We start from the raw sequence: 16,426 nt of genomic DNA, 5'->3' as shown, positions 1-16,426 counted from the left end.
CTGGTTGTAAGTTTGTCCTGGGTTCATCAATACGTGATCTGCGGTTTGATCCTGCTACTGGCGGTGGTCATCGACCGCATGAAACAACGCTGATCCAAACTCTATAAAGCCCAAATGTGGGAGGGGCTTGCTCCCGATAGCAGTGGGTCAGGTAATGAATATGTAGCTGACACACCGCCATCGGGAGCAAGCCCCCTCCCACAGTTTTAATCGGCGGAGAATTTGAACACGGTGTTCTGGCTGTAAGTTTGTCCTGGATTCAACCGAGTCGAGGCAAACTTCGGCTGGTTAGGCGCATCCGGAAAGTGCTGGGTCTCCAAGGTAAACCCACTCCAGTGCAGGTAAGTCTTGCCGCCTTTACCCTTCACCGAACCATCAAGGAAGTTGCTGGTATAGAACTGCACGCCCGGTTCGCTGGTGTAGAGCTGCAAACGCCGGCCTGACTCTGGGTCATGCACCTCGGCGGCGAGTTGCTTCACGTCCCCCTTGGTGTCCAGCGCCCAGTTGAAGTCAAACCCACCTTGCTTTGGCTCGGCAAATTTGAGCTGCGGATGATCCTCCTTGATGTGCTGGCCGATCGGCGTCGGTTTCAGGAAGTCCATCGGCGTACCCTTGACGGGCGCCAGTTCGCCGGTAGGAATCAGGGTGGCATTCACTGGCGTGTAATGACTGGCGTGCAAGGTCGCGACTTGCTTGAGAATGTCGCCATTGCCTGCACCGGCGAGGTTGAAGTAGCTGTGATTGGTGAGGTTGAGCACCGTAGGTTTATCGGTGGTGGCGGTGTAGTCGATGTGCAGTTCGTTCTTGTCGTTGAGGCGGTATGTGACCTCGGTTTTCAGATTACCGGGGAAACCCATCTCGCCGTCCTTGGACAGGTAGCTCAGCTTCACGCCGACTGAGTCCTTGTCCTTGACCGTCTCGGCCTTCCACACCTGCTTGTCGAAGCCCTGGGCGCCGCCATGCAGCGAGTTGGGGCCATCGTTGAGCGGCACCTGGAAGCGCTTGCCGTCGAGTTCAAAGGCGCCACCGGCGAGGCGGTTGCCAAAGCGGCCGATGGTCGCGCCAAAGAATGCCGTACCGCTCTGGTAGCCTTGCACGTCGTCAAAGCCCAGCACTACATCGTCGACCTTGCCGTGTTTGTCCGGCACTTTCAGCGACTGCAAGACGCCGCCGTAGGTGATCACCGTGGCTTGCATGCCGTGGCTGTTGCGCAAAATGTATTGTTCGACGGCGGTGCCGTCGTTGGTTTTACCGAAAGGTTTTTGCTCGCTGCTCAGGCCGGCCGCCTGGGCGCCGCCGCTGGCGATCATCATGGACAGCGCCAGGCCAGACAGCAGGTATCGAGGGTGCTTCATGGTCGAACTTCCTTTTGTTGTTTTGAGTGGAATAGTTCTACTAATAGCGATATTTTGTTGGTGTGACAGCGAATTTATAGCCTTTAACGCCAATTTCGTAAAATAAAATAAGACTAATTGATCGAGGCAACCGTTATATGAGTACTGCGCAGGCTGTTTATCCGGACCTTGAAGGCAAAACCGTGCTGGTGTCTGGTGGTGCTTCGGGCATCGGTGAGTTCATGGTGCGGGCCTTTGCCGCGCAAGGCGCCAAGGTCGGCTTTGTGGACCGCGCGCAAAGCCAGGGCGATCGGCTGGCCGCGTTGTTGAGCTCGAAGGGGCATACGGTGGAATTCGTGTGCTGCGACATCACCGATGAAATCGCCTACAAGGCCGCCATCGAGCGTTTCGAGCATTCGTTGGGGCCGATCACCGTGTTGGTGAACAACGCCGCCAACGACGTGCGTCACACCCTGGAAGAGGTCGACTCGGACACCTTCGACAAGCTGATCTCGGTCAACCTCAAGCACGCCTTCTTTGCGGCCAAGGCCGTGGTGCCGATGATGAAAGCTGCCGGCGGCGGCGCGATCATCAACCTCGGCTCGGTCGGCTGGATGATGGCTTCCGCCGGCTACCCGGTGTACGCCGCCAGCAAGGCCGCTGCCCACGGCATGACCCGGGGGTTGGCGCGGGAGTTGGGGCCTCACCATATCCGCGTCAACACGTTGGTGCCGGGGTGGGTCATGACCGAGAAGCAACTGGCGATGTGGGTGGACGATGCGGCCAAGGAACTGATCGCCCGCAGCCAGTGCCTGCCCGGCAGCGTCCTGCCGGAACACATCGCCAATATGGCGTTGTTTCTCGCCTCGGATGCCTCGGCGATGTGTTCGGCGCAGAACTTTATTGTGGATGGCGGTTGGGTCTGAGCCGAACACCCTCTCTCAGACAACACAGACCAATGTGGGAGGGGGCTTGCCCCCGATAGCGGTGGTTCAGGCAGTACTTCTATGACTGACCCACCCTTATCGGGGGCAAGCCCCCTCCCACATTTGAACTGCGGTGCTTAGGCGATGGGGTAACGCTTGAACGCCGCATGCTGCTCCAGTCGTTCGGTATGCCGGGCCAGGTTGGGGAACGCATCCGCCTTGACCACCGACGCCACGGTGAACTGGCTGAACGACCACGCCACCGCCGCCGTAATCGACGCCTGGGTCAGTGCTTCGCTGTCGCCCAGCTGCTTGTCCAGCAACGCAAAAGCCTCGAGCAGTTGGCCGGTCACGCGCTCAAGCCACGGCGCATGCAGCTTCTCGGCCGGGCGCAGGTTGTGCTCATAGACGATCTGCACACTCTTCTCACAGGCCGCCAGCGCCAGTCCCAGAACGTGCAAGTCTTTGGCAAGTGCCGCAGGTTGCAGGGGCAGCAGCTTTTTGTCCGACGGGGCCAAGGCTTCGAGGTAATCCAGGATCAGGCTGGAATCCATCAATACCGTGCCATCGTCCAGCACCAGGGTAGGGGCCTTGACCACCGGATTGATCTGCGCAAATTCGTTGAAGGTGCTGAACACGGACAAGGGTTCATGCACAAAACTCACTCCGTACAGATCCAGGGAAATTGCCACGCGGCGTACGTAAGGCGAGTCCAGCATGCCGACCAGTTTCATGAAGCCTCCAATGCTCTCGGGGTGATGGGCTCAAGAGATTAAGGTTACTCGGTCGCCCGGCGCAATTGTTGATACGCCTGCACCAACTGCTCCAGGCTGAACGCCAGGTTGCGTCCGCTGGGGTTGGGCAGCACCCACACTGACGCACCGCCCAACACCGTTGGCTGCAAGCCCCAGGCGATCTCGCGCTGGCCGCTCAATGCGCTGTAGCCGGGCTTGCCCAGGAACGCTACGAAGCGCGGCGCGCAGTGGCGGATCTTCTGTTCGAAGCCCATCGCGGCCTGGGTGAACTCATGCCGTGCCAATTCGTCCGCGCTGGCCGTGGGGCGTTCCACCAACGTGGTCAGGCCGCAGTGGTAGTGCAACAGCGTGCGGCCGTGTTCCGGGCGGATTTCGTGGGGGGTGAACCCGGCCAGATGCAAGGCGCGCCAGAAGCGGTTGCTGCGGTTGGCGAAGTGCAGGCCGAGGGCGGCGGAACCCTTGCCTGGGTTGATGCCGCAGAACACGACGTTCAGGTGGTCGGCGAGGATGTCTTCCAGCCCGGCGTTCATGCCGGGCTCCTGAAGCCTTGGCGGCTGGCGCCCGGCGGTTGCCCGGTAATGCGTTTGTAGGCGCGACTGAAGGCCGCCTGGGAGGTATAGCCGAGGCGGTACGCCACTTCTTCGATGGGCAGCCGCTCCAGGGTCAGCCACTGGCTGGCGAGGCGCATGCGCAGCTCGGTCACGTAACGCAGCGGTGGTACCCCCAGGGTCGCCTGGAAACGATCCGCGAACACCGAGCGTGAGGTATGACAGTGCGCCGCCAGTTCGGCCACGCTCCAGTCGCGCCCCGGTTGCTGGTGCAGGGCGAGCAGGGCGCCGGCCAGGCGGGTGTCGCGCAACGCGGCCGCGAGGCCCGACGCATTGGCGCAGGCGCACTCGACCCAGCCCCGCACGATCATCGCCGCCACCACATCGGCCAGGCGCGCAAGGATGCCGGCATAACCGACGCGGGCGCTGGAGACTTCGCGTTCCATCACCGCCAGGATCGGCATCAAGCCGGGGTAACGCTGGCCGCCGGCGTCGATCAGCATCAAGGCCGGCATCAGGTTGCCGAGGCCCTGGATGCTGTCGAGCTCGAACTCCATGCAGGCGCTGAACAGCAGGGTGCTGGAGGGAGCAAAGGGCGAGGCATTCACCGCGCACACGGTATCGCCCAGCGGTGCAGCGTCGAAGCTGGCGATGTCCTGCACGGGGTCATCCGGTTTGGACAGCAGCGCATGGGCGCCACCGTGGGCGATAAACACCGCATTGCCGGCCGACAACTCAAAGAGGCTGCCGTCGTGCAGGCGCAGGGTCGCGCAGCCGGCGGCCAGAAAATGGAAATACGCATGGCCTGGCTTGGCCGCAAAGCTGATGCCGAACACCGGCCCGGCCTGGATGCGCCGGTACTGCACGCCGCGCAGGCGCATGCTGCGCAGCAGCTCATTGATCAGCTCGGAGGACAGGGTGAATGCGTTGTCGACTGGCATATTCGGGGTTTCGGTCAAGAACTCAAGGGTTTGAATCATAGATCATCCTGATGGGCGAACCTAGACTGGCCATCACGTAAATGCCTGAGGATGTCTTGTGATGAATGATTGTGTGTCCCATGCCCCTGTCGATGGCAGGGCAGAACCGACCACGCCGGCCTGGATGGCGGTGTTTTCCCTGGCGATGGGCGTGTTCGGCCTGCTCACGGCGGAGTACCTGCCGGCCAGCCTGCTGACGCCGATGGCCTTGGACTTGGGCGTGTCGGAAGCGTTGGCCGGGCAAGCGGTCACGGTCACGGCGGTGGTGGCGTTGTTCGCCGGTTTGCTGGTGCCTGGCTTGACGCGCGGCATTGACCGGCGCCTGGTGCTGTTGGGGTTCTCCACGCTGATGATTGCGTCCAACCTGCTGGTGGCGTTCTCGTCCAGCCTCCTGGTGCTGTTGTTGATGCGCATCCTGCTGGGCATTGCCCTCGGCGGTTTCTGGAGCATGGCGGCGGCCGTTGCGATGCGTCTGGTACCGGCGGCGTTGCTGCCACGTGCCTTGTCGATCATCTTTAGCGGCATTGCGGTGGGTACCGTGGTCGCGGTGCCATTGGGCAGCTACCTGGGGGACCTGTATGGCTGGCGCAGTGCATTTGTGGCTGCGGCCGCCGTCGGCGTGGTGACCCTGGCCTTCCAGTTGTTCACGCTACCGCGCCTGGCACCCAGCGGCACCGCGCGCCTGCGCACCGTGCTTGATGTGCTACTGCGCCCCGGCATTGCCATCGGCATGTTCGGCTGCGTGCTGGTGCACACCGGGCACTTCGCGCTGTTTACCTACATTCGCCCGTTTCTGGAAAGCGCCACCGGGGTCGGCACCCAAGGGCTGGCGTTGATGCTGCTGGGGTTTGGCGCGGCGAATTTTGTCGGTACGCTGCTGGCCGGGTGGTTGCTGGTGCGCAACCCGCGGGGAACCCTGGTGTTGATGCCGGTCCTGGTGGGCGTCGCTGCGTTGGCCCTGGTGTTGCTGCCCGCGTCACTGCCGGGTCAGGCATTGCTCCTGGCGCTGTGGGGCATGGCCTTTGGCGGGGTGCCGGTGGCGTGGTCGAACTGGGTGGCGCGTGCGGTGCCGGATCAGGCCGAAAGTGCCGGTGGCATGGTGGTCGCTTCGGTGCAATCGGCCATCGCGGCGGGTGCGGCGGGGGGGGGGGCGATGTTCAGTGCCACCGGCATCGACGGGGTGTTTCTGGGCGCGGGTTGCTTGATGCTGCTGGCGGCCTTGTTGATCGCGCTGCGAGTGCAGGTGCCCCGGCACGCTGCGGCGGGGAGTGTGACGCACCACCCGTCTTTGGTTTAGTCTCAAGCGCTTCGCTGATCGCAAACGCTTCTGGAGCCGTAAGCATGACCGAATATGTACCCCCGAAAGTCTGGACCTGGGAAACCGAAAGCGGCGGCACCTTCGCCAGCATCAACCGGCCCATCGCCGGTGCGACCCACGACAAAGAACTGCCCATCGGCAAGCACCCGTTGCAGCTGTACTCCCTGGCCACGCCCAACGGGCAGAAGGTCACTATCCTGCTCGAAGAGTTGCTGGCCCTGGGGCACATCGGTGCGGAATACGACGCCTGGCTGATCAAGATCGGCGACGGCGATCAGTTTGGCAGCGGCTTTGTCGGCGTGAACCCGAACTCCAAGATCCCCGCCTTGATGGACCACAGCGGCCCCACGCCAATTCGTGTGTTCGAGTCCGGCGCGATCCTGCACTACCTGGCCGAGAAGTTCGGCGCGTTCTTCCCCACCGAGCCTGCGGCCCGTGCGGAGTGTTTGTCATGGTTGTTCTGGCAGATGGGCAGCGCGCCCTACCTGGGCGGTGGCTTCGGGCATTTCTACGCGTACGCGCCGAGCAAGATGGAATACCCGATCAACCGCTTCGCCATGGAGGCCAAGCGTCAGCTGGACGTGCTGGATAAGCGCCTGGCGGTGAGTGAGTACATTGCCGGTGATGAATACACCATTGCCGACATTGCGATCTGGCCATGGTACGGCGGGTTGGTCAAAGGCCGCTTGTATGGAGCTGCGGAATTTTTGTCGGTGCATGAGTACAAGCATGTGCAGCGCTGGGCCGATGCGATTGATGCACGGCCGGCGGTGCAGCGTGGCCGGCGGGTGAATCGGGTGTCTGGCGAACCCCAGGAACAGTTGGCCGAGCGGCATGACGCGAGCGACCTGGACTGATTGAGATCCAAGTGTGGGAGGGGGCTTGCCCCCGATAGCGGTGGTGCAGATCAATAGATGTCGACTGATCCACTGCTATTGCAAGCAAGTCCCTCCCACCTGCTGATCTTCATGTATCAGGCCCCCATGTTCTCGGAAGTCACAATCTGCGGCGCTATATGCACCCGATGCCGCACCGGATCAAACCCCTCGGCACTCTGCAATTGCACCAACAACTCCACCAGTGCCACCGCCGTCTGCCGTGGCTGCGAGTCCATCACCACATCAACCAACCCCTGGCGCAGCGCCTGGCGAGAAAGCTCCGTGGACTCCTGCAAAATGCAGCACAACGCCGGGCGCTTGGGCAACTGCGCCAGGGCGCTGATGATACCGTCGCCGCCGCCGCCCACCACGCACAGGCCGCGCAGGTCGCTGTGGCGGGTGAGCAGATCGAGGGTGGCTTCTTCGGTGATGTCGCAGTTGTCCAGGTTGATCAGTGGTTCAAGTGGCTTGAGCCCAGGTGCGTGTTCGGCCAGGTAGCTGTGCAGGCCCTCGACCCGTGCCTGATGCCCCAGAAACCGGTGGCCGCCCAATAAAATCCCGACGCTGCCTTTGCGTGCGCCACAGGTGCGAGCGAGCAACCAGCCCATGGTGCGTCCGACCACGTGGTTGTCCTGGCCGACATAAGGTTCCAAGGCGAGCTCGTGGATATCCGAGAGCAGGGCGACCACCGGCACGCCAGCTTCGCGGATCTGCGCCAGGCAAGCATTGATCAACGGGTGGGCAAAGCTGACCACCGCCAGGGCATCACACTGCACGGCGAGTTGTTCGATCTGCATGACGATGGCGCTGGGTGTGCGGTCGTTGATGTAGTCGAATTGGCAGGTCAGGTTGGCTGTGCCGTGATGCTCGGCGGCAGCGGCAATCGCCTGCGCCAAGTTGGCATAGAACGCCTGGGCGGTGCCCAGCAACAGGATGCCGAAGCGATAGGTGGGCCGGCGTTCGCGGATGCGTTGGCCGATCAGCCGCGCAGCAAAGTAGCCCACGGCTTCGGCGGCCTGGAACACCTGTTCGGCGGTCTGCGGATTAACCGGCGCGCGTGCGTTCAATACCCGGTCGACCGTGGCCACACTCAGGCCCGCCTGGGCGGCGACGGTGGCGATGGTTGGGCGTTTATTGTTGTTCATGACAGCCCCCTTGAGCGTCTTGATAGAAAACTATCAAGCCCCGCTGGGCCTGGATGATAGCTTGATAGGGAATGGATTCAAGGCCTTGAGGGTGATTTAGCTGCGCTCTATCGTTGGTTTCGCAAAGCACCTGAAACCACCGCTTGCGGAGAACAATAACAATGCCCGAACACACCGTTCATAGCGCTCGGCGCGACTACAGCCTCACCGGCCCCGAAGCCGCCCGCGCCGCTGAAAAAGGCCTGGTCTCGGCCAGTTGGTACCAATCGCCGATTTCCCGTAAACGCATGAAAGAACTGATGCAGCGCCGCGACGGCCCGGCCTTGCGCGACACCGCCCTCTGGGTGAGCGCGCTGTTCGCCACCGGCTTCGGCGGCTACTGGTTCTGGGGCACTTGGGCCTGCGTGCCGTTTTTCCTCGCCTATGGGGTGCTCTACGGCACCGCGTCCAACCCGCGCTGGCATGAAACCGGCCACGGCACCGCGTTCAAGACCCGCTGGATGAACGACGTGCTGTACCAGGTCGCGAGTTTCATGTGCATCTTCGAACCCCACGTATGGCGCTGGAGTCATGCCCGGCACCACACCGACACCGTTGTGGTTGGCCGCGATCCGGAGATTGTCGAACCGCGTCCGCCGAGCTTCTTGATGATGTTTCTGAGCCTGTTCAATTTGCCGCTGGCCTGGAAGACCTTCAGCGGGGTGGCGCGCCATGCGGCCGGCCAGATGAGTGCCCAGGAAGCGGACTTTATCCCCGAGTCCGAATGGCCCAAGGTGTTCCGCGCCGCGCGGATCTGGGTCGGCATTTATGCGGTGGTCATCGGCACCGCGTTTTACCTGCACAGCTGGTTGCCGCTGATGCTGGTTGGGCTGCCGAGTATCTACGGCGCCTGGCTCGGCTACCTGTTTGGCCTCACCCAGCATGTGGGCCTGGCCGAAGACGTGCTCGACCACCGCAGCAACTGCCGCACCATCTACATGAACCGCGTGCTGCGCTTTCTCTACATGGACATGAACTACCACCTCGAACATCACATGTACCCGATGGTGCCGTACCACGCCCTTGCGCAGTTGCACGAGGAAATCCGCAATGACTGCCCACCGCCATACGCCACTATTTTCGAGGCGTACAGGGAGATCATTCCGACGATCCTGAAGCAGCGCAGCGACCCGACGTATTTCATCCAGAGGCCGATTGGCCCGAGTGCGGAACCGACTGCCCGCGCCCCAATGCATGCCGAAGCCGCCGCCAGCTGAACCTCATCTATAACAAGAGAAAACGCCATGAACGATCAATGGATCGACGTCTGCGCCGTGGGCGAAATAGACGAAGAAGATGTGCTGCGCTTCGATCACGGGCCGCACACCTACGCGGTTTACCGCTCGGCGGACAATGAGTTTTTCGCCACAGCAGGCCTGTGCACCCACGAGAAAATCCACCTCGCCGATGGCCTGGTGATGGACCACATCATCGAATGCCCCAAGCACAACGGACGCTTCGATTACCGCACCGGCAAGGCCATGGGCGCGCCGGTGTGCGTCAATCTCAAGACCTACCCGGTGCGGGTCGAAGCGGGGCGGGTACTGCTCGCTGTCACGGCGTGATCATGAACGCACCCTTGATTATCGTCGGCGCCGGCCATGCTGGTGGCCGTGCGGCGCTGACCCTGCGCGAAGAGGGTTATACCGCACGCCTGATCCTGATCGGCGACGAGCCGCACTTGCCCTACGAACGGCCGCCCCTGTCCAAGGGGTTGTTGCAGGGCAGCATGGACCTGGCGGGATGCAGCCTGTGCGACAGCGCCCGGCTGGCCGAGTTGGGCATCGAACATATCGCGGGTAACCCGGTCAGCCAATTGGACCCGCTTCAACAGCGTCTGCAATTGGCCGACGGCCAGTGGCTGTCCTACGCCGGCCTGTTGCTGGCTACCGGGGGCAGGGCGCGGCGTCTGCCCCAGGAACAGGCCAACGTGCTGTACCTGCGCACCCACGATGAAGCGCTGGCACTGAAATCCGCGTTGCAGCCCGGTGTGAAACTGGTGATTGTCGGCGGCGGCTTTATCGGCCTGGAAGTGGCCGCGACTGCCCGAGGCATGGACTGCGAAGTCACGGTGCTCGAAGCTGGGCCGCGCCTGGCCGGCCGCGTGTTGCCGCCGGTGATCAGCCAGGCGCTGCTGGATCTGCACCGCCAGCAAGGCGTGGACGTGCGCTTGAACGTGTCGCTGGAATCCATCCATGGCGATGCCGTGCAACTGGTCGACGGGCAGGTGCTGCCGTGTGACCTGGTGGTGGTCGGCATCGGCATGCAACCGAACATCGAGCTGGCCGTGGCGGCGGGGCTGGAGGTGGGGCAGGGCATTCGCGTTGACGCGCATTTACGCACCAGTGCGCCGGGCATCTACGCGGCAGGTGACGTTTGCGAGTTTCGCCTCGGCGGCGAGTACCAACGCCAGGAAACCTGGCGCAACGCCGAGGCTCAGGGGCGGCATGCCGCACTCAATATGCTGGGGCGCGAGGTCCCCTTTGAGGCGATCCCCGGCTTCTGGTCCGACCAGTACGACTGGGGCTTGCAGACCGTGGGCGTGATCACCCCGCATATGATCAGTCGCGTCTTGCCAGCCGGCGGCCTGTTGCTGTTCTACCTCGATGCTGACGTGCGGTTGCAAGGTGCGTGCGGCTGGGCGCCCGGCAACAGCGTCGCCAAGGACATCAAGCTGTGTGAGCGCCTGATCACCGCGCACACTGTGCTCAACCCGTCCAGCCTGGCGGACCCTGAACTGTCCCTTAAACAATTGCTGCGGAGCTGATATGCGCCGATTCCTAGTGTTCCAATCCCTGTGGGCCATGCAAACCGAGCCCGGCCCGCTTGAAGCGCAGTTGGATCGAATCGCCGCTGCCGGCTTCGACGGCATCACCGATCACTACTGGAAGCCCGCCGCGGTGACACGCCTGCACGCCGCGGCCACGGCGCGGGGCTTACAGATCGAAGGCCAGCTTTTCCCTCAGTCGGTGGACGACCTGGCCGCTGCACTGGATGTGATCAGCCGCTACGGCTGCCACCACCTCACCCTGCAAGCCGACGTACGCCCGCGCACCCAGGCCGACGCGGCGCGGCTGGTCGAAGGTTGGCAGCGCCTGGCCGAGCAGGTGGATTTCCCGGTACTGCTGGAAACCCACCGTTATCGCCTGACCAACGACCTGCTGTTCACCCTCGACCTGCTGGCGCAAATGCCCGACTTGAAGTTGCTGGCCGACCTGTCCCACTACGTGGTCGGACGCGAATTGCCCGAACCGGGCGCGGTGGAGGACGATGAACAGATCCGCACGATCCTGCGTCACAGTTGGGGCTTTCATGGGCGCGTGGCGAGCAGCGAGCAGGTTCAGGTCTCAATGGAGTTCCCCCAGCATCACGCCTGGGTCGAACGGTTTACCGGCTGGTGGCGCTACGGTATTGAAGACTGGTTGGCTCGCCCGGACACAGGGCAGAGTCTGTCGTTCACCTGCGAACTGGGCCCGCCGCCGTATGCGATTACCGGTGCGGACGGGCGTGAAATCAGTGATCGTTGGGCCGAGGCGTTGAAGCTGCAGAGGATGATTCGCCAGGTTTGGAGCGATTGCCAAAGCCGGGGCTGAAGGCTGCAGTACGAGCGTGGGCATGTTCTTCGTAGTGAGCGGGCTTGCCCCGCGCTGGGCTGCGAAGCGGCCCCAAAACCTGCCCCCCGGATTTACCTGAAGAAACGCGGTGTTCTCAATGGGGCCGCTTCGCAGCCCAGCGCGGGGCAAGCCCGCTCACCACAGAAGCAAGCTCACCAAAACTCCCCACAGAGGCAACTCATCTCAGAAGCAAACCCATCTCAGAAGCAAGCTCACACTGGGCCGAGGCATTGAGGCTGCAGGGGTTGATTCGCCAGGTTTGGAGCGATTGCCAAAGCCGGGGCTGAAGGCGGCATTACGAGAGCGGGCACATTCTTTGTGGTGAGCGGGCTTGCCCCGCGCTGGGCTGCGAAGCGGCCCCAAAACCTGCCCCCGGGATTTACCTGAAGAAACGCGGTGTTCTCAATGGGGCCGCTTCGCAGCCCAGCGCGGGGCAAGCCCGCTCACCACAGAAGCAAGCTCACCACAGAGGTAAACTCCCCACAGAGGCAACTCATCTCAGAAGCAAACCCATCTCAGAAGCAAGCTCACACTGGGCCGAGGCGTTGAAGCTGCAGAGGATGATTCGCCAGGTTTGGAGCGATTGCCAAAGCCGGGTCTGAAGGCTGCAGTACGAGCGTGGGCATGTTCTTTGTAGTGAGCGGGCTTGCCCCGCGCTGGGCTGCGAAGCGGCCCCAAACCCTGCCCCCGGGATTTATCTGAAGAAATGCGGTGGTCTCAATGGGGCCGCTTCGCAGCCCAGCGCGGGGCAAGCCCGCTCACCACAGAAGCAACAGCAACTCATCTCAGAAGCAAGCTCACCACAGAAGCAAGCTCACCACAGAAGCAACCCATCTCAGAAGCAACCCCACCACAGAAGCAATCTCCCCACCGAAGCCCGCTCATTCCTTAAGCGCACACCGCCTTACCCGGCCAATAACCCGGTACTCACCGCCACAATCAGGAACACCCCCAGCAGCGCCCGGTAGATTACGAACGGCCAGGTGGAGAACCGCTCCAAAAACTTCATCAGGCCCCAGATTGCAAAAAACGCCGAGACGCTCGCCACCACCAGGCCAAACAACAGGTGTGGCCATGCGTGGGCCGGCAGGTCGGCGCGCAGCAGCACCCACAGTTCTTTCAAACCGGCCAGGGCAATGGCCGGCAGGCCCAGCAGGAAGGAAAACCGCGCGGCTTCTTCACGTTTGAAGTTGAGGAACAGCGCCGCAGTGAGGGTCGAGCCGGAACGCGACACCCCAGGAATCAACGCGCCAATCTGTGCCACACCGACGATCAGCGCATCGCGCAGGCGCATCTCGCTCATGTCGCGGGTATGCCGGGCACGCAGCTCGGCCGCCGCCAGTAACACCGCCATCACCAGGCAGGAAATGCCGATCACCATCAAACCGCGCAATGGCGAGTTACAGGCGTTCAACGTCGACGACAACGCCAGGCCGGCGATGCCAATAGGGATCGTCGCCAGCACGATCGCCACCGCAAGCTTGAACCAACGGTCGTTGTAGTCGCCCCGGCGCACCGCCCCGATGCTGCCCGTGGTCACCTGGCGCACATCGCGCCAGAAATAACTGACCACCGCCGCCAGTGCGGCCAATTGCATGGCCGCCGAAAAGGCCGAACCGGGATCCTGCCAGCCGAGCAGGGCGGGCACTACGCGCATATGGGCGGTGGAGGAGACCGGCAGCAGTTCGGTAAAACCCTGGATCACACCGAGGATAAAAATCTGCAGGTAATCCAGGGACGCAAAGCCCACATCCAGGCCGGCGGAACAGACGTTCGTCAAAATACGTGTCCTTCAGAAAAGGGAGATTTCGGCGAAGTCTATTCGAAATGTTTCAGCGCTTCGGCAGGGCCAACGGCTATTTGCAATCGGTTCAGCAAGTAGAAAGGTTCGCGGCGCTATTGGACTGCGCCGAGGTTTTGTGAACAATGGCGCCCTGCGTTTTTTGATCGAGAGCCTAATGCCTGAAACTACAGTGGAACTGATCCAGACCGGCCCTGAAGCATCCGAGTTGATCCGCAATCTTTACCAGTACTACGCCTATGAGTCGTCGGACTGGGAGCAGGAAGATGTCGAGGCGGACGGCCGTTTCTATATCCATGACGAACACCTGACGCGCTACTGGCAAGACCCGCAGTGGAGCGCCAACCTGTTGCTGGTCGACGGCTATATCGCCGGCTTTCTACTGATCGAAGGCAGTGAGTTGCCTGGCATCGACGCCCTGGAACTGGCCGACCTGTTTATCCTCAAGCGCTATCGCCGCAAAGGCATCGGCCGCGCCATCGCCACCCAAGTGCTGTGCAGCGGCGTGTCGGATTGGTTGGTGCGGTTTTATGACCAGGACGAAGTGTCCCAGGCGTTCTGGCGCGCGGTGCTCGATAACCTGCCGCGCCCGGTGCAGACCATCGAGCTGGACGATGAGCCGCAGTTGGTGAGCTATTTGATTACGCGTGCGGCGCTGCATTAAACGCCTGCTGCATCGCTTGGGGCGGTTGCCCGAACGCCCGTAGAAACGCCTGACGCATGCGCTCGCGATCACCAAAGCCGGTTTCGCGGGCCACCACTTCAACCGGGTGACGACTGGTTTCCATCATCGCCCGCGCCGCTTCCACGCGCAGGGCTTCGATGGCCTTGGCCGGGGTTTGTCCGGTTTCTTCGCGGAACACCCGGCTGAACTGGCGTGGACTCAAACGGGCAACATCCGCCAGCGCTTCCACGGACAGGTCATGGGTGAGGTTCTCGCGGGCGTAGGCCAGGGCCAGTTGCACGCGGTCGGACTTGGGGTCCAGTTCCAGCAACGCCGACAATTGCGACTGCTCACTGCCGCGGCGCTGGGCGATCACCAGTTTGCGTGCAATGCGCCGGGCGAGGTCGCTGCCCAGGTCGTTCTCCACCATGGCCAACGCCATGTCCACGCCGGCGCTCATGCCGGCGCCGGTCCACACTTGGCCGTCCACCACAAACAGTTTGTCTTCCTCCAGATGGATATCCGGGTAGCGCTTGCGAAACGCCGGGGCGTGAATCCAGTGAGTGGTGGTGCGCTTGCCCTCCAGCAATCCGGCTTCGGCCAGCACAAAGATGCCCATGCACAACGAGGCCACTCGGCGTGATTGCGCCGAAGCGGCCTTGACCAACTCCAGCAGGTTGGCCTCCGGCAGGCGGAATTCCAGGTAGCCGCTCACAATCAGGGTGTCATAGCCCTCGGGCCGAATCGGCGAGGTGTTCACCGAAAAACCCTGGGAGGTCATCACCGCACCGCCACGCTCTGACACCAGGTGAAATTCATAGGCGGGCTCGCCCCGCAACAGGTTCGCGCACTCGAACACCGAGCCCAGGCTGAGGCTCAGGGATTGAAAGTTCGGGTAAACCATCAGCGCAACGCTGTGCATCGTCATTCTCCAAGGGGCGCGGGAGGGTGGATTGTCGGCGCGTGCCGGGTAAACGGCAACCCGCCTCGGGCGATGTCCGGAATCCTTGCGTATCTGACATTGTGAGGGTTCGACTCGGCCCCTAACATTGCCTCAACGAACTAGACGACTGGTCTAATTGGTTGGAGTCAAGCATGAGCAGCGAAACCAAAAATACACGACAGACCATTCTGGATGCGGCGCAAGTGCTTGTCGGCCGCAAGGGATTTTCTGCGGTGGGCCTGAACGAAATCCTTCAAGCGGCCGAGGTGCCCAAGGGGTCGTTCTATCACTACTTCACCTCTAAAGATGGCTTCGGTGTTGTGTTGCTCGACACCTACTTCGACCACTACGTGCACGGCATGCAGCAACTGTTCGACCAACCGGGTTTATCCCAGCACGCCAAGTTGATGCGCTATTGGGACGCCTGGATCGACAATCAGACCGGCTGCACCGAAGCGGGCAAATGCCTTGCCGTCAAACTGGGTGCGGAGGTGTCTGACCTTTCAGAGCCGATGCGTTTGGCCCTGCAACGCGGCACTTCTCGCACCATTGCATTACTCGCCGTGGCGCTGCAGCGCGGCGTTGAAGACGGCTCATTGCGGCTTCAACACCGCCCACAGGACTTGGCCCAGCAGCTGTATGCGCTGTGGCTGGGAAGCAGTGTCATGAGCAAGATCACCCTTACATCCGCGCCGTTTGATGAGGCGTTGCTGCTGACCCGACAGTTGTTGGGTCACCCTGAACACACTGACATTCACTGATCGAGGCACTGGAAAATGAAAGTATTAATGGTACTGACCTCTCACGACCAGCTTGGCGACACCGGCCGCAAGACCGGCTTCTGGCTCGAAGAGTTTGCCGCTCCGTATTACGCGTTCAAGGACGCCGGCGCCGACGTGGTACTGGCATCCCCAGCCGGTGGCCAGCCGCCGTTGGACCCGGTCAGCGACGAACCGGATGCGCAAACCGAGCAGACCCATCGCTTCGCGGCCGACTCGGCGGCGCAGCAGGCGCTGGCCAACACCGTCAAGCTGGACACGGTCAACGTGGACGCCTTCGACACGGTGTTTTACCCAGGCGGCCACGGCCCGCTGTGGGACTTGGCGGAATCGCCGGTGTCCATCGCGCTGATCGAATCCTTTGAGCGTGCCGGCAAGCCGATTGGTTTTGTCTGCCACGCACCGGGCGCGCTGCGTCACGTCAAGGCGGTCAACGGTGAGCCGTTGATCAAAGGCCGTCGCGTGACCGGTTTCTCCAACTCTGAGGAAGACGCCGTAGGCCTGACAAAGGTGGTGCCTTTCCTGATTGAAGATGAATTCAAGAAATTGGGTGGCAAGTATGAGAAGGGCGCCGACTGGGCATCCTTCGTTATCGTTGATGGCTTGCTGGTCACCGGGCAGAACCCCGGCAGTTCCAGCGATGTCGCCAAGGCCCTGCTGAAACTCACCGCTTAACTTAATCAACCGCTCGATTCGTTGGCG

The 16,426-nt window shown here is 62.1% G+C and carries 16 protein-coding genes and 1 pseudogene; 10 read left to right on the top strand and 7 right to left on the bottom strand.

All coding sequences use genetic code 11. The features are described 5' to 3' along the window. Positions 1-206: 206 nt before the first annotated feature. Positions 207-1,355 (bottom strand): aldose epimerase family protein, encoded by a 1,149-nt coding sequence (locus AOA61_RS12930; protein WP_032888370.1) that lies wholly within the window; start codon positions 1,353-1,355, stop codon positions 207-209. A gap of 137 nt (positions 1,356-1,492) precedes the next feature. Here AOA61_RS12930 and AOA61_RS12925 point away from each other — a divergent pair, with 137 nt between their 5' ends. Next, positions 1,493-2,260 carry an SDR family NAD(P)-dependent oxidoreductase gene (locus AOA61_RS12925; RefSeq protein ID WP_032888373.1) on the top strand — a complete coding sequence of 256 codons (768 nt, stop codon included), beginning with the start codon at positions 1,493-1,495 and terminating at the stop codon, positions 2,258-2,260. 137 nt (positions 2,261-2,397) lie between these two features. Here AOA61_RS12925 and AOA61_RS12920 read toward each other — a convergent pair whose 3' ends face one another. From AOA61_RS12920 to AOA61_RS12910, 3 genes are read right to left on the bottom strand one after another with little or no spacing between them, the layout of a single operon-like run. After that, positions 2,398-2,994, bottom strand: a complete 597-nt coding sequence (locus AOA61_RS12920) for a glutathione S-transferase (protein ID WP_099601897.1) — start codon at positions 2,992-2,994, stop codon at positions 2,398-2,400. Positions 2,995-3,038: 44 nt separating this feature from the next. Further along, positions 3,039-3,545, bottom strand: a complete 507-nt coding sequence (mug, locus tag AOA61_RS12915) for a G/U mismatch-specific DNA glycosylase (protein WP_099601896.1) — start codon at positions 3,543-3,545, stop codon at positions 3,039-3,041. Continuing rightward, a complete protein-coding gene (locus AOA61_RS12910; protein WP_099601899.1) occupies positions 3,542-4,504 on the bottom strand; it encodes an AraC family transcriptional regulator in 963 nt (320 codons plus the stop codon). The genes mug and AOA61_RS12910 overlap by 4 nt, the downstream gene beginning before the upstream one ends. A 100-nt stretch (positions 4,505-4,604) precedes the next feature. On the opposite strand from AOA61_RS12910, the gene AOA61_RS12905 reads away from it, so the two are divergent. Both AOA61_RS12905 and yghU read left to right on the top strand, forming a co-directional pair. Next, positions 4,605-5,840 (top strand): MFS transporter, encoded by a 1,236-nt coding sequence (locus AOA61_RS12905; RefSeq protein WP_095186022.1) that lies wholly within the window; start codon positions 4,605-4,607, stop codon positions 5,838-5,840. Between the two features lie 44 nt (positions 5,841-5,884). After that, positions 5,885-6,718 carry a glutathione-dependent disulfide-bond oxidoreductase gene (gene yghU / locus AOA61_RS12900; RefSeq protein ID WP_099601895.1) on the top strand — a complete coding sequence of 278 codons (834 nt, stop codon included), beginning with the start codon at positions 5,885-5,887 and terminating at the stop codon, positions 6,716-6,718. A gap of 116 nt (positions 6,719-6,834) precedes the next feature. Here yghU and AOA61_RS12895 read toward each other — a convergent pair whose 3' ends face one another. Next, a complete protein-coding gene (locus tag AOA61_RS12895) occupies positions 6,835-7,884 on the bottom strand; it encodes a LacI family DNA-binding transcriptional regulator (RefSeq protein WP_099601894.1) in 1,050 nt (349 codons plus the stop codon). 161 nt (positions 7,885-8,045) lie between these two features. Between AOA61_RS12895 and AOA61_RS12890 the strand changes: the two genes are divergently transcribed. From AOA61_RS12890 to AOA61_RS12875, 4 genes are read left to right on the top strand one after another with little or no spacing between them, the layout of a single operon-like run. Beyond that, positions 8,046-9,140 carry a fatty acid desaturase family protein gene (locus tag AOA61_RS12890; RefSeq protein ID WP_099601893.1) on the top strand — a complete coding sequence of 365 codons (1,095 nt, stop codon included), beginning with the start codon at positions 8,046-8,048 and terminating at the stop codon, positions 9,138-9,140. Positions 9,141-9,167: 27 nt separating this feature from the next. Continuing rightward, a complete protein-coding gene (locus AOA61_RS12885) occupies positions 9,168-9,488 on the top strand; it encodes a MocE family 2Fe-2S type ferredoxin (RefSeq protein ID WP_032888397.1) in 321 nt (106 codons plus the stop codon). 2 nt (positions 9,489-9,490) lie between these two features. Beyond that, complete coding sequence (locus AOA61_RS12880; RefSeq protein ID WP_099601892.1) at positions 9,491-10,690, top strand: NAD(P)/FAD-dependent oxidoreductase; 1,200 nt, start codon at positions 9,491-9,493, stop codon at positions 10,688-10,690. A 1-nt stretch (position 10,691) separates the two neighbouring features. Beyond that, complete coding sequence (locus AOA61_RS12875; RefSeq protein WP_099601891.1) at positions 10,692-11,516, top strand: sugar phosphate isomerase/epimerase; 825 nt, start codon at positions 10,692-10,694, stop codon at positions 11,514-11,516. Positions 11,517-12,441: 925 nt separating this feature from the next. On the opposite strand, the gene AOA61_RS12870 is transcribed toward AOA61_RS12875, so the two are convergent. Then, positions 12,442-13,317: an undecaprenyl-diphosphate phosphatase gene (locus AOA61_RS12870; RefSeq protein WP_032888408.1), complete on the bottom strand. Its 876-nt coding sequence runs from the start codon at positions 13,315-13,317 to the stop codon at positions 12,442-12,444. Positions 13,318-13,495: 178 nt separating this feature from the next. On the opposite strand from AOA61_RS12870, the gene AOA61_RS12865 reads away from it, so the two are divergent. Further along, the gene (locus AOA61_RS12865; RefSeq protein ID WP_032888441.1) at positions 13,496-14,002 is read left to right on the top strand and encodes a GNAT family N-acetyltransferase; all 507 of its coding nucleotides are present in this window, start codon (positions 13,496-13,498) and stop codon (positions 14,000-14,002) included. Here AOA61_RS12865 and AOA61_RS12860 read toward each other — a convergent pair. Beyond that, on the bottom strand, positions 13,980-14,924 hold the full coding sequence (locus tag AOA61_RS12860) for a GlxA family transcriptional regulator (protein WP_032888410.1): 945 nt from the start codon (positions 14,922-14,924) through the stop codon (positions 13,980-13,982). The genes AOA61_RS12865 and AOA61_RS12860 overlap by 23 nt on opposite strands. A gap of 173 nt (positions 14,925-15,097) precedes the next feature. On the opposite strand from AOA61_RS12860, the pseudogene AOA61_RS12855 reads away from it, so the two are divergent. Together AOA61_RS12855 and AOA61_RS12850 are read left to right on the top strand one after the other, a co-directional pair. Beyond that, a pseudogene (locus AOA61_RS12855) lies at positions 15,098-15,725 on the top strand (TetR/AcrR family transcriptional regulator). Beyond that, positions 15,722-16,399 (top strand): type 1 glutamine amidotransferase domain-containing protein, encoded by a 678-nt coding sequence (locus AOA61_RS12850; protein WP_032888414.1) that lies wholly within the window; start codon positions 15,722-15,724, stop codon positions 16,397-16,399. The pseudogene AOA61_RS12855 and the gene AOA61_RS12850 overlap by 4 nt, the downstream one beginning before the upstream one ends. Positions 16,400-16,426: the final 27 nt, after the last annotated feature.

Source organism: Pseudomonas sp. 2995-1 (assembly GCF_002742505.1).
Taxonomy (GTDB): Bacteria; Pseudomonadota; Gammaproteobacteria; order Pseudomonadales; family Pseudomonadaceae; genus Aquipseudomonas; species Aquipseudomonas sivasensis.
This window is presented reverse-complemented; position numbering and strand designations above follow the sequence as displayed.